This is a genomic window from Bacteroidota bacterium (assembly GCA_030017895.1).
Lineage (GTDB): Bacteria > Bacteroidota > Ignavibacteria > UBA10030 > BY39 > JASEGV01.
This window is the reverse complement of record JASEGV010000071.1, coordinates 1-14,242: the sequence shown is the minus strand read 5'-3', so window position 1 is coordinate 14,242 and position 14,242 is coordinate 1. Positions and strand designations below refer to the sequence as shown.

At 37.6% G+C, this 14,242-nt stretch carries 9 protein-coding genes; all 9 read right to left on the bottom strand.

Annotation, left to right across the window (positions count from 1 at the left end; all coding sequences use genetic code 11):
• Positions 1-280 precede the first annotated feature (280 nt).
• Positions 281-1,402 (bottom strand): hypothetical protein, encoded by a 1,122-nt coding sequence (locus tag QME58_11820; protein ID MDI6804511.1) that lies wholly within the window; start codon positions 1,400-1,402, stop codon positions 281-283.
• A gap of 3 nt (positions 1,403-1,405) precedes the next feature.
• Entirely contained in the window at positions 1,406-2,551 is a 1,146-nt protein-coding gene (locus QME58_11815) for a hypothetical protein (GenBank protein MDI6804510.1), read from the bottom strand.
• Between the two features lie 446 nt (positions 2,552-2,997).
• Positions 2,998-6,084: a T9SS type A sorting domain-containing protein gene (locus QME58_11810; protein MDI6804509.1), complete on the bottom strand. Its 3,087-nt coding sequence runs from the start codon at positions 6,082-6,084 to the stop codon at positions 2,998-3,000.
• Between the two features lie 30 nt (positions 6,085-6,114).
• On the bottom strand, positions 6,115-9,588 hold the full coding sequence (locus tag QME58_11805; GenBank protein MDI6804508.1) for a DUF1939 domain-containing protein: 3,474 nt from the start codon (positions 9,586-9,588) through the stop codon (positions 6,115-6,117).
• Positions 9,589-9,685: 97 nt separating this feature from the next.
• Positions 9,686-10,771, bottom strand: a complete 1,086-nt coding sequence (gene lptG / locus QME58_11800; GenBank protein MDI6804507.1) for an LPS export ABC transporter permease LptG — start codon at positions 10,769-10,771, stop codon at positions 9,686-9,688.
• Between the two features lie 8 nt (positions 10,772-10,779).
• Positions 10,780-12,132 carry an LptF/LptG family permease gene (locus QME58_11795; protein MDI6804506.1) on the bottom strand — a complete coding sequence of 451 codons (1,353 nt, stop codon included), beginning with the start codon at positions 12,130-12,132 and terminating at the stop codon, positions 10,780-10,782.
• Positions 12,133-12,243: 111 nt separating this feature from the next.
• Positions 12,244-12,468, bottom strand: a complete 225-nt coding sequence (locus QME58_11790) for a DUF3276 family protein (protein ID MDI6804505.1) — start codon at positions 12,466-12,468, stop codon at positions 12,244-12,246.
• Positions 12,469-12,971: 503 nt separating this feature from the next.
• Entirely contained in the window at positions 12,972-13,715 is a 744-nt protein-coding gene (gene istB / locus QME58_11785; GenBank protein ID MDI6804504.1) for an IS21-like element helper ATPase IstB, read from the bottom strand.
• Positions 13,705-14,242 (bottom strand): hypothetical protein (locus tag QME58_11780; GenBank protein ID MDI6804503.1); only part of this gene is annotated, 538 nt, incomplete at its 5' end. The genes istB and QME58_11780, both read right to left, overlap by 11 nt.

Genomic DNA, 14,242 nt, shown 5'->3' with positions numbered 1-14,242 from the left:
ACTTGCATGCTCAAGGAGATATAAAATGACCCACTCGAGTACGCGAAGACCCAAAAATATATTATACGTTTCATTTTAATTTCTCCTTTATATTTTTCATTTAATATTTGAATTGTAGATGGTGTAAAAATTTAATAAATTAATAACGGCAAATAAAAACGCGTATATCTCCATATAGGAGATAATAGACTAAGCCAAATTATTCGCTGATTCTCGGCGGTAAGGCGCTCCAACGCTTTACTGCCGTTTTATTTCTCTCTCATAATGTTACCCTCCTTTCTTATTTTCCGTACAGTATGTAAGTTTTGTATCCGTCATTCCCAACTATAAACGTTTCTTCATTGTTAGTCCATGCGGATGTAAATTGTATATTTAACTCAATTTCGACTAAACGCTTCCAATCAATTCCATTCCAATGAAAAATCCTTCCAAAGTCACCTACCGCAAAAATATTTTGATCACTACTTCCACCTAAATGCAATGGATATTCATTATAAAAAAGCCTCTGCCAGGAATTACCATCTTTTTTGTAAACACCATAGCCTGAGGAATATAAAATACCGGTTGGAGTTTGATACAAGCTATGTCCAAATTTCCAAAACATATTTGTGAATATGACTGTAAATGAATCTATCTTATTCCAATTTGGACCGCTAAACTTTAATAAATTACAACGAAGGCTATCAGCATACTCAACTACAGTACTTGCATAATATTCTGTATTCGATAAACCACCGATATTTACTATTGATTCACTGCTATCAAAATTCTTTTTCTCCCACATTGTCCCATTATAATAGTATAAAGTTCCAGAGCTACCGCCTGCCAATATTGAGGTTGATGAACCACCCCATATACAATTTAACCATCTTCCCTTAATAATTTTTTCTTCCTTCCAACTCAGACCATCAAATTGAATAATCAAGCTCGAGTCTAAATAATTCGGCGGCGGTGTCGGGTTTTCATATATTCTTTGTCCTACCGCATATATATCATTTGGTCCAAATCCATAGATTGCAGAAAGACTAATTGAAGCATTGCCTCGCGAATCGGGGAAGTATAAATCAACATCTTTCCATTTTTTTCCGTCGAAATGAAACATATGTCCGTAACCGCGATCATTATGCCCCACCACATATACATTAGTTGGTGAGCTTGCCCAAATATCGCGCATCAGTGTTTGAAAACTGCCCGGGTATGCAAGCGTGTCTATAGTCCATGTGTAATCGCGCTTGCCTGGTTTTGGCGTATCATCAAAATCAGGTGGGGTTGGCTTTTTACATTGCAATCCGCCTATGGCGGAGAAGAATACAAAAAGAAGAATGCAAAATAAAAATAATTTAGATTTCAGATTTGAGATGGTTCGCTTTCGCTCACCACAGGTTTTAGATTTTGTTAACATGTGTTATTTCCCATGAATAATAAATGTTTTGTATCCGTCATTCCCAGCAATGAATGTTTCAATATTGTTAGTCCAGACGGATGTAAATTGTATGTTTAACTCAATCTCAAATAATCGTTTCCAGTCCGTTCCGTTCCAATGAAATATTCTCCCAAAAGCGCCAACAGCATAAATATTATTATCATCGCTGCCATATATAAATAATGGGCCATCATTATTTAAAATTTTTTCCCACGAATTACCTACTCTTTTATAAACACCATGTCCTGAAGAATATAATACACCGCTTGGGCTTTGCCATAGATAATATCCAAACTTCCAAATTATATTAGAAAACACAACGGTAAAAGAATCCACACTTTGCCAGTTGGGCCCATTGAGTCTTATTAAACCATAACAAAGGCTATCAGCATACTCAACTACAGTACTTGCATAATATTCTGTATTCGATAAACCACCGATATTTACTATTGATTCACTGCTATCAAAATTCTTTTTCTCCCACATTGTCCCATTATAATAGTATAAAGTTCCATAGCTACCGCCTGCCAATATTGAGGTTGATGAACCACCCCATATACAACTTAACCTATTTCCCTTATCAATTTTTATTTCTTTCCAACTTATACCGTCAAAATGTATAATCAAGCTCGAGTCTAAAAAATTCGGCGGCGGTGTCGGGTTTTCATATATTCTTTCTCCTACTGCATATATATCATTCGGTCCAAATCCATGAATTGCGGAAAGACTTACGGCGCCGCTGACAGTTCCACCATCTGCAACATGAAATCTAGTTGTTTTCCAACTTTTACCATCATATCTGAACATAGTTCCAGGTCCCGGTTGGTCATTATGTCCAACTACATAAACATTAGTCGGTGAGCTTGCGTAAATATCGCGCATCAGTGTTTGGAAACTGCCCGGGTATGCAAGCGTGTCTATAGTCCAGGTGTAATCGCGCTTGCCGGGTTTTGGTTTGTCATCAGGCGGCGGGGTCGGTTTGTCGCGGCAAGAGACAACGAATAACAAAATTAAAACAAGAAACAGCGTGTTGGATTTTTGGATTGTTGGAGTAATGGATTTCATATTTACTTTTGATTTTGATGGTTCGGCTTCGCTCACTATAAAGTTTTTAGTTTTTGCACTCATAGTTTAAGCTCCGCGAATGATGAATTATGAATTTAGAATTCCGATTTATAAATTTGATGGGTGGGCAATTTCTTGCTGCCTTATACATGAATCCTCTGCCTCTTTTACTAATATCACACATCGCTGTCCTTTAATTGTTAATGTGCAGTTATTAAATTCTTTTGTCTTGAATCAGTTGCAATATAAACTTTGATTTTTTAAAAACCTAATTTCCGTCAAACGTGTATCTTCCACAATCAATTGAAATATAAAGAGTTAAGGCTGTTTATTTGATAAATTGTGCGTTTAGACGTAATGAATTTTTAGAGGATAAACCCAGCGAACCTACTCTTTCATCCAACACAAAAAAGAGCCGACTTCCCACGCTGAGAAACCGGCTCTGTAAATCTTCCGATTTTTACCTAACGAAAGATTGTTCAAAAATCGGGGCTATTACTTACAAGATATTACCGCATCAAAATAAGTTTCTTGGTTTCACTAAACGAACCAGTCTGCATTCGGTAGAAAAATACACCGCTCGGAATATTTGTTGCATCCCAAGTTGCTTCATAATAACCTGAATCTTTAAATTCATCAACAAGTGTTGCCACTTCTCGACCTAAAACATCATAGACTTTCAAAGTTACCCAATTGTCAATTGGCAATTGATAATTTATAATTGTTGTAGGGTTGAACGGATTGGGATAATTTTGTTCAAGTGCATACTGATTAGGAATAAAACTTCCACTCTCAAATTTCAATATCATCATTGAAACTGGTTTAGTAATTTCAAGCGAATTTTGTTTATTCATCGAAACCTCGTTACCATCAACTATTAATTTTGCATTAACCGATTTGTCGTGCGTCCAGCTTATTTTTATTGGATATTCAGCATCGGATATTAGAATCACATTTTCCTTATTTGCAGCAAACATGCTTCCAGTAGCAAAACGGACATCAAATATTCCTGATGGAGGCATCGGAGGCAATTCATAAAAACTCAGCGACAAGTTATCTGCTTCACCAAACATCAATTTTTGTCTGTTACCGACGGCATCGGTTATCTCAATCTCGTTTTTATTTATCTCGGTTTTAGTCTGTTTACTTACTAAACCACCGGAATTTAACTGCAATTGACCTGCTTGCTTAACTTTTATCCAGTATGCTTTACCCGGCGTTATATTATCTGCTATCTGATAACCGTTATTATATCCATAATAGGGCGAGCTGATATTGTTTTCCGGATCTTGAATAATCGATCCTATACTTACCGGCGAACTGATTGCCCCAATCATATTCCAACCCGGTGTTACATCAATAGTAAGTGCTGAGATTAGCGTCCCAATCATATTTATACTTTGTTCGCCTATAAATTTTAACCAATAACCGGGTCCATTCGTTAGAGTGTCTTTTATAAAATACGAGCCATGAAACGTAAACGCATTAGATTGTGCAGTCTCGAATAGTACACTCTTACGGAAATCATACACTGTTACAGGAACCGAAACCATATTCCATCCGTGCGACACAGTAACAAGCCCCATATCAACTGTTTCGTCTCGATCGAAGTAAACTATCGGCAATGCTTCATCATCTAAAAGTAATAGATGCTGCCGTTCGGGATCGTTTTCAAAACCCATTCCGGCGCGCTCACTCTTCCAGAATTTGTAGTAGATGGTTTGATTACCCGAAATTGGAATCACTTTCGTGTAAATACTATCATTATCAGCATCATATAATGTATCAGGATTATTAGTGGAATTTCCCCAATCGTTGAACGAACCACGCACAGTTAAAACATCTCCTAATTCCGGCAGAAAGTTTTTCTCAATCATCTTAATTTTCATATTAACCTGAAAGGTTACATTCACATCCGGGAATTCATTATTGAAATATACAGGAGGAATCGTTACATCGATATCCGTTAAATTAAATATCCGGTCGCCAAAAAAACTTTCCCAATCAACATCAGCCCTGAAAGTTTTCCAGAACTTGTAGTTGATAGTTTGATTTTTAGAAATCGGAATTGTTTTAGTGTAAATGCTGTCGTTGTCCAAATCTTTTAATGTATCTATAGTACTCCAAGAGTTGAAACTACCCCGTACAGTTACAGCATCGCCAAGTGAAGGAATAAATTTTCCTTTATTCATTTGCACCTTCATATTAACTTGGAAAGTAACAAAAACCGGAATATCCTCGTTATTGAACAACACGACTGGTGTTTGCGTATCGCTATTTCCAACTGCTAATTCTCTGTCGCCAATTGCATCTTCCCACTCAAGTCCGCCACGAGGCGATTTCCAATATTTAAAATAAATTGTTTGTTCTGCCTTGATGGGGATAGTTTTTGTATAAATGCTATCGTTATCGGCATCTGTTAACGTATCGAGATTTCCGTTAGGTGGATTGCCCCAATTATTTAGCGAGCCACGCACGGTTACGTAATCGCCTAACTCAGGTTTGAACCGGTCCATCTTCATTTGGGCTTTCATATTCACACGAAATGTTACATTTACTTTGTAAGCAAAAACTGCACGAATTGTATGATTCGCTGTTACATTATTGAAGGTGTAACTTGTAGTAGAATCGGTTTTTGCACCATCTACAATCAGACTATCGACATAAAAACCGGAATTCGGGGTTATTATAAATTGTTGATTGCTTCCATGATTAACAATTACGTCTCCCGCAGGTAAGATTATTCCGTTTAAACCGGCTGATGATGCGATGGTATAGGTTGGAGACAAAACCGAATATGAATAGAACAGTCCGCTATTATTGTTGTGATTGATTGTGTACATATCGAAGTCAGAGGTCGGATTGGAGACGGTAGTAGAAAAAGCATAATATCGTACCGTAGTTCCGCCTGTCTGACCGGGAAGTGTTGCAGTTCCTGAATTTCCGACAAAACTTACCGGTGCCAAACTTGAAGATACCCAGTTATTTGCTGTGTATCGAATATACATTAATTCTTCAGCCGATTTATTTACGTTAGTTACAACTGTTACTGTAACTGACTGATCCGGTAGAACACTTCCTGCTAATGGTGATTGGGTTACACTAGTCAATTGCACCGGCTCTCCTGATGTTGCCATCCATATTCCTGAAGTGTTTTGGTAGCCGTTATCTCTCCAATGGACTGTATAATACTTATCATTCACTAATGTTACAGAATTATCTGTTCCATGTTGAAATGTGTAACTCTGAAGTGTATTCATTTGAACAATTACATTAGACCATTTATTATTGTATGGACTTCCAGTCGGTCCGCTTGTAAACAACCAAGGATATGTTCCGGCAATTGCATCGCCGCCACTTGCTGCTACATAAATTAAAGTTTTATACCGTCGTGTCGGGAGTTCGGTATTTACCAAGAGTTTTCCGGTCGGACGTTGGATTCCGGCAAAAGCATCGATAATTGGAGGGTTTGTCCAACCATTAAAACCACCTGGCATATTCAAACCTTCGGGTTCGTATATCTGACTAAATGATACTGTACTAAATAATAGTGCGAACCCAATAATTAAAAGCAGATAACTTGTAACTTTTTTCATAATACTACTCCTTTTAAAAATGTTAATTGTTTATTTGATTAATTTATTGATCGTTGAATTTAAAATCAGTTGCCCTGCTGAAATGCATTTAATCCAATACGATTTGCCTGGTTCAATTACATCACTTATTCGATATCCATTTTCATACATGTAAAATTTAGAATTAATAATATTCGAAGGTGATTGAACAATTTGAACTACAGGAATAATTTGATAAATACTCCCAATCATATTCCAACCGGCAGCTACAAAAATTGTATCTGTTAGAATTGGAATACCGACAATTGAAACTGTATCGCGTTGAGCAAACTTCAGCCAGTATCCTTCACGGTTCTTTAAAGTATCGCGGCTTACATAACCGCTATCCGGATTGTAAAAAAATGCTGATGAAATTGAACTTGGGAAAACTGAACTTTTCTTACCATCAGATACAAATAGAGGCAACGATATCATATTCCATCCGGGCATTAGAATAAACTCCGCTGTGGTTTCGTTTCGAGTAGTTAACTTCCGAACTTCCGAAAACGGGCTGTTCCCGTATGAATTTTTTGCCCTCACCCTCCAGAATAAAGTAGTTAAAGTTGGTAAATTGCGTACATTTTTTGAAGTCGTTACAAGGGTTGAGTCGTCGAATATTGTTCCTGCAAAAATACTGTCAGCAGCAATCTGCAAACGATAGCTTGTTGCACTCGGCGAGGCATTCCACTGGAAAGTTAAATTAGTAGGTATTTCGATGGCATTAGTATCGGGATAAATAAGTGTGGGCGCAGTTGGGGAACCGAGAATAGTGAGTACACCCGATTTGTTAATTGTTCCATCCCAGAAACCACCGCCGTTTGTGCTGTAACCACCAAAAACAAAATTACCTCCTTCATATTGGTAACGAGTGGCGTAATAATAAGTGCCAGTTGTTAAACTCGAACCTAAACTCAATCTATATTCATCGTAATTGTTCACATCTGCGTTGTAAATAGCGGGCAGCCAGTTAGTCCAAGAAGCAGGATTTGTATTCGAAGTGCTGTAACCTATCCAGCTTGTAAGTCCGCTCGCCTGACCTGCAGTATCGGTTATACCGATTCCAAAAGCGCGTCCATAAATTGTAACCGATTGTCCTTGAAAAATCATTGCACTCACAGGCAAGTGCAAGTTGCAATGCGTAATTGCACGATTTCCTTTGATTGCATAATTACGCAATCGAGTAATTACGCCCGACGATGCAGTCGTGTTTTCGTCGTTCGGACAAGCATCGAACGTAGCGTTTTCGTTTTGATCTCCGGTCAGATAAAATTGCACAGAAAAAACAGAAGGATTTCCGATTGATGATTTAAGAATTCTGGTTTCAACCCATCCATCCTGTATGATATCGGTAACTATGTTTTCGCCAAATTCTGAAACCGGAACACCACTACCAACATTGCTCCAAAAGGAACCTGTCCAAGTGTGAAACTCAGCATGTCCGATAAAATTTCCTCTGAAAATATAATCGGGTAAATTTGAATGATTGTAAATAATATTTCTGCCCCAGCTTTCAGAAGAACCTCCACCCGATTTTGTATTAATCAGGAATGCCCAATTCAACGATTGATAAGCTTTTACATTGGCTCCGAAATAAAAATAATTTTGGTCTTCAGTTATATATATATTTTTAGCCATCGCACCAGCCCAGCCGGCATTTGTATCGGCAACAGCTATAGGTAAACCCCAAATACCATCACCATCGAACAGTCCATCCATTAAAGGATATTGATAAACATTTATTTGAAATGTATCGATAACACTTAAGCCCCAAGTATCTGTGGCTTTAATAACAACAGTCGAAACTCCTGCATCAGCGGTTGAAGGAGTTCCGTAGAGTAGCCCTGTGTTTGATACAAACAACCAAGATGGCTTATCAATCAACAAAAGTGTAACCGGGTCGTTATTTGGATCCCCATAAATAATTTGATGTTCAAAATTAGAATTGATGAAAGCTTTCAATTCGGGGATTGTTTGTATGTATGGATGATGGTTCAATCTTTGTGTGGTATCGGGAATATAGATAGCGTAGCCGCGTGGTGGTGCCCATAGTTCAACGCGCCCATCACCGGCAGCTTGTTTATCGATAGCCACGCCTGTAAAATCTCTGAAAATTTGATTTGGATGATTCGAGTTTACCCACACGCCACGCCATTGGGTCGGGTTATCGTTCATCACTAAAAATGCTTGAGGTTTTCCGTCGCCACCGTTGCGGCGAGCCACAAAAATATCTCGCGATTGTTCAACTTGAGAAATCGTAGGACCAACATACCACGGATTTAATCCATCCCGTTTTGTAGTTCCTCCCCATAAAAAATTTTGCCGAATCCAAATTAGTGTATCAATTTTTCCCTTTAATCCATACGTATAATAATCTTTAAACCAAACCGAAGGTCTCCCCTCCGAAAAATTTATATACGCATAAGCCATATCTTTATTATTCACAATAGGACTATGTCCAACATCGATACTGCCGTCCCATCCAATTCTGTCGAAGTCATGATTATCTACAAAAGTGGCTACATCGAAACCTGAAATTCCTGAGTTTATAAGTCCGGCGCCATCTAACCAGTTCATATCAAACGTTCCGTAAACATTATCGCATATATCTTTAAGAGTGAAGCGAAGTGGAAAGTCGAACATCGAAACATCGCCGCCGAAAACATTTTGGCAGTAATGCAGCCATGTTTCGATTTCGGATGTCCCTCCGAAATATTCAGCAACAGCATAACCGCCCGGATTTGCCTGCTGAAGCCAAGGTCCCATAAAAATTGGGTCGATATGTTTTACTGCATCTATTCTAAATCCATCGAATCCCAAAACCTGCCGCAGATACTGCCCCCATACAATTAAACTATCGCGGACATTGGATTTTTCGTGAGCCAACCATTCGCCAAACTGATATGCGGGATCCGAAGGACCACGATAAGGGGGTTCAACACTGCAATATTGTAGATTCGGATAAAAGTGAGAAGCATTTTTTCGGAAACGTCCTGAACCATTTGGATAGTTAAAAAGCAGATATGAAGAATCGGGAAACGAATAGTAAGGTTTGCATTCATATGGAATTTTTTGCTCACCCCCGTTCATATGATTTAAAACAGCATCAGCAAAAACTTGTATGCCAACCGAATGATAAGTGTTGATAACATTAATTAGTTCCTGCCTGCTGCCGAAACGAGTTTCTCTTGACCCGCTTTGATTGAACTCCCCAAAGTCGTAGTGATCGTATGGATCGTATCCCATCGAATACCCGCCTGCCATACCTTTAGCAGGTGATGGAAACCATACAGCGCCAAAACCGGCCGAAGCCAAAGAAGGTGCGAGTTTAGCGAGCGAATCGTACCATATACCCCCCGGAGTCGAATTCCAATAAAAACCCTGTAAAAACACATCCGACTTAGGTGTAGATTTTAAAGTCTCAAAATTAGCTCGCTGAGCGAATGATGTACTTATTAAAACAGCAAATATTAAAAATAATCTCTTCATACTAATAACTGATTTGATGTTAGAACTGCCGTTTTCGTTTTATAGCTTGGATATAAGATAAGAAGAATCTTTTTAAATGTCAACCTTAAAGATACACTTACTTGGGCACACGAATAAGATTATAGATACCCGCAATGAGGAAAATGATATTAGCTAACCAAGCCGTAAAAAGCGGATTCAAATCGCCGTTGTAACCGAACGCCTGGCTAACTTTCAAGAAAATCATATACAAAAAACTAATCGCCACCGCAATACCAAACTCGACCCCTACACCGCTTCGGCGTTTAATAGATGAGAACGGAACTCCAAACAGCACAACAATAAAACTTGCAAACGGAAACGAAATTTTACTGTAAAAATCAACTTCCCATCGCGCAACGTCGTAACCTGCACGTTTTTGATTTGCGATAAATTCCTTCATTTCGGGATACGACATTTCTTCGGGGCGTTGTTGTTTTCTTTGAACTTCTTCAGGAGTGAAGTTTAGTCTGCCGATATTCAGAATTGTGTATGTTTCGTACTTTTCTGCATCGCCGTTAAAAATTCTCAAACTTCCGTTCATCAAACTCCAGCTTCTTGTGTGCTTGTCCCACTGCATCTGTTTGGCGTTATAAGTCGCACGAACGACAGTTAAATTAGTATCAGAAAAATCTTCGATTGTAACACTCGAAGCTAAACCCTTTGCATCATCAAAATACCCGATGGAAATTATACGTGTTTGAGAATCTTGAATAAAAATATTCGACTTCGATGTATAACTAAGATACTTATGCAAGTATGTGCGAGCGAGAGAAAATTTTTGTTTGTTCGTGTATGGTACAACCCAGCCATTAAAATAAATTAAGATACCACTGACGAACAGAGCAACGATAAGAAGCGGAATCATAAACCGGTATAAACTAACACCCGCTGCCTTCATAGCTGTTAATTCGTTTAATGCCGAAAGCCTCCCCGTTGTGAACAAAGCTGCTAAGAGCATTGCGACCGGAATCATCAGTTTGATTATTTCGGGCATAAAGTACAAGTAATACTTTACTACCAGCATAGTATCGGCTCTGCCATCAATGAAATCGTCCAAATTTTCCATCACATCAATTACAACAAATAAAATGATGATCGCAGCGATTGCAAATAGAGCTGTAACAACAAATTGTTTGACTATGTAGAAATCGAATACTTTCATTTATTTTATTATTCTTCAGTTTGGGATGTTCGAAAAGATTTAGGAATGAATTTTTGGAAAAAGTTCCAGTTGATAGCGGGTGTTTCGCGACCCATCCGCAGCGTTAAATAAATTCCAAATACACCTAAAATAATATTTGCAGCCCACATACCGAACCAGGGTGAAATCAGATTTCGGTCGGCTAATTTTTCGCCGCCAATCAAACTCGACCAATACAAGACGAAAAAGCCCAAGCTTAATGTTGCAGCAATCCCGAAACCGCCTCGCCGTGAAATAATTCCTAACGGTGCACCAATCAAAACAAATACTATACAGGCAAATGGGATCGAATATTTTTTATAAATCTCAACCAAATATTCATCCATCCGATCTCGGTTGTAATTAATAATCGACAATTGGTTTTCGATATTTCCCAATTGAAATCTTGCTTCGTTGAAGGCTACATTAATTTTCTGAATGCTATCTATTTTTATTTTTTGTCCTTCGAAAACTTTGTTAAAACTTTTTATCGTAGAAAGGCTCGTTTCATGTGTGAGTATCTCATTTAATACTTTTAAACTGTCCACAATTTGGCTCATAGCCTGAGCGCTCAACTCTCTATCACCCCTTTGAAACGTTCCGTCTGCCGAACGCTCGAGTGAAAAACCTTCTGTGTTCATCAAGATTCGGTGCTTCACAAATCGGAGCCGGCGATATTGGTTTTCTTCGTCGGCATCTTTTTGGTGAATTTCACCGTTTTGCAAATCCATTATTAACTTCCGGAAATCCTGTGTAAACGAGATAGCTCCCTTTGCTGCGGTTATAACAACTGTCGCCGCCGGATTTGTGTAATCGTAAATAGTAATTCCTTCAAGGTCGTTCGAGTTTTCAAAAGTTTTGCGTACTAGAATACTGTAACCTGAAACTTCCTGCGAAAACATACCAGCATTAAGTGTCAAGGTTGGTTTTTTCTTTCGTATATCGATCATCAAAGTTTTTGCTTTATGATTTGCTTCGGGAAGAATTTTATTATTGAACTCGATTGCTAAGTATGTGATGAACATTGAAGCTAAAAGCACAGGCAGCATCATCCGATACAGACTAACACCGCTTGCCTTCATAGCTGTTATTTCGTTCTGCGACGACAAGCCGCCGAAAGCCATCAACACAGCTACTAACACAGACATAGGAATTGCTAACACTACCATCCAAGCTAAATTTAAAACGATTAATTCAGTAATAACAAAAGTGTTCAATCCCTTGCCTACTAAATCGTCCACATACTTCATAATGAATTGAAGTAAAAAAATAAACATCAACGTAAAAAAAGAAAAAAAGAAAGGCCCGATGTGTGCACGTAATATGTGTCTGTAAAGAATCATAAACTGACAGAAATATAACGTGATTTTGGGTATTTTACAAAAGGACGTAGATTTCCCTCGGCAAATTAATCTACTTTGCCCTATGCAAACTGATGATATCTTAACAGGTAGTTATTGTCTGTTTATCATCTGGATTGCTTCATCCAGTGCACTACGCAATTTTTCGGCGCTGTTGTCGAACACGATGATGCTTTTACGTGTGAATTTTTTATCATCGGTTGCCGAGGGTTGGCTTTCAGCGATTGTAATATACTTCGATTTGTTTTTTGCCTCCTTAACATCGATGAAGTAGGTGGTCTTTCCCGATTTGACAGTTCTTGAAAATAATGAATCCATAAACTCCTCCAAATTAATTGTTAAAAGATATTGGTTATTTTAAAATTGGGAGGCGGTTAAAACATTATTTTATCAAAATGGCAGGTGTAAGATAAGGAAATGTAAACTGTTTGTCAAATTTTGTACGAAAAAATAGAAAGCAGAACTTTGCTCTTTTTTGTGGACAGGGCCAGAATTGAACTGGCGACACACGGCTTTTCAGGCTCGACAAGTATCGAAATAATGCTGAATTTCGTATGTCTTGTCCGATTATTACACACCAAAAATAAAAAAGTGTTAGCAATACTGTTAGCAGATGAATTACATCAATAATATACAATCAAAAAATCTATATTAAAAAAAGTAGAGAAATCTTTTTTAGAAAACAGATTGTATAATGTCACATTGATAAATATGACTTCCTCACGAATTGTAAATTCCCATTCAATTTTGACCCATATTTCCCACCAAATTTGACCCGTTAAAAGAACGTATCCGTTAGCTAACGGATGTTATAAATATAATTAATTTTCATTAATGTTTTTTGTTCTAAAAGATTTTCCTTGAATAAAAAATGTGTAGCAATGATGAAGTATCCTATCAAGTATAGCGGCAGCAACTACCTCATCTTGAAAAATCAGTCCCCATTCTTCAAACGGTTTATTAGAAGTAATTATAGTCGAACCTTTTTCATATCGTTTAGCTATTAATCTGAAAAACAATGTTGCTGTCTTCTTTGATAATTCTAAGTATCCAAGTTCATCGATAATTAATAAATCCAGTCTGGATAGACTGTCAAGTATTCTGTTAAGATTTCCACTTACTTCACTCGAAGCCAGTAATGTTGTAAGATTTTCTGCAGTATAAAATGTCGCCCTTTTCCTTTTAGTTGCAGCTTTGATACCTAAAGCAATGGCAAGATGCGTTTTACCGACTCCGGGAGGTCCTAAAAATACTACGTTTTTTGATTCATTTAAAAAGTTCATACCGGCAAGTTCTCTTATAAGTTTTTCATCTAACTGTACTTGATAACTAAAATCAAATTCTTCAAGACGTTTTATCTGAGGAAAGCCGGCAATCTGTATCCGTCGGTTTACTGAACGATCGATCTTTGACAGAACTTCTTCTTCTACAATCCGAAGAAGATAATCCTGATAAGATAATTTCGCCTTAGCTGCATTTTCGGCTTGTTCAAGATAACTTTCTCTAATTCGATGCAGCGATAATGTTTTTAAATAGTAATCGAGTTGGTCGTTATTAGTTTTCATAAATTGTTTCCTTTAGTTTGTAATAATTTAACGGTCGTTTAATATCTTGACCAAAATGTTTTTTCCCATCATCAGCACTATTTATTAAATTGGGTTTATCAAAAAACATAGAATGGTTTTCTAAATATCCTTTAATAAAGGGATAACTAAATGTGTTGTATTGGAGAGCTGTTTGCAAGGATTTCAAAACATCTTCGCTCGGATAAAGTTTTGCAATATCCAATATTTGTGTTAAATGATAATTATGATTGATTTTCTTTTGAACTTTTATTTTATCGATAAACCATTCCGCACCTGGGAACATCTCCAAAAACATTACTCTCAATCGTTCGAAATTTCCCTTTTCTATACGATGATTCTTATAATGCTCTTTGTTCAGTATTACTTTCCCTTTGCCTAAATAGATATGATGCTGTGCTATTTGAATGTTTTTCTGTGAATAGATTTTAAGTATATATCCTCTCGACACCTGTATCCATACCTCCTTGCAAGCAAAGTGGTAGGGAACGCTATATTTATTGCCGCTA

Coding starts and splice junctions, on each gene's coding strand:
- QME58_11820 (MDI6804511.1), bottom strand. CDS start 1,402: ATGTTAACAAAATCTAAAACCTGTGGTGAGCGAAAGCGAACCATCTCA.
- QME58_11815 (MDI6804510.1), bottom strand. CDS start 2,551: ATGAGTGCAAAAACTAAAAACTTTATAGTGAGCGAAGCCGAACCATCA.
- QME58_11810 (MDI6804509.1), bottom strand. CDS start 6,084: ATGAAAAAAGTTACAAGTTATCTGCTTTTAATTATTGGGTTCGCACTA.
- QME58_11805 (MDI6804508.1), bottom strand. CDS start 9,588: ATGAAGAGATTATTTTTAATATTTGCTGTTTTAATAAGTACATCATTC.
- lptG (MDI6804507.1), bottom strand. CDS start 10,771: ATGAAAGTATTCGATTTCTACATAGTCAAACAATTTGTTGTTACAGCT.
- QME58_11795 (MDI6804506.1), bottom strand. CDS start 12,132: ATGATTCTTTACAGACACATATTACGTGCACACATCGGGCCTTTCTTT.
- QME58_11790 (MDI6804505.1), bottom strand. CDS start 12,468: ATGGATTCATTATTTTCAAGAACTGTCAAATCGGGAAAGACCACCTAC.
- istB (MDI6804504.1), bottom strand. CDS start 13,715: ATGAAAACTAATAACGACCAACTCGATTACTATTTAAAAACATTATCG.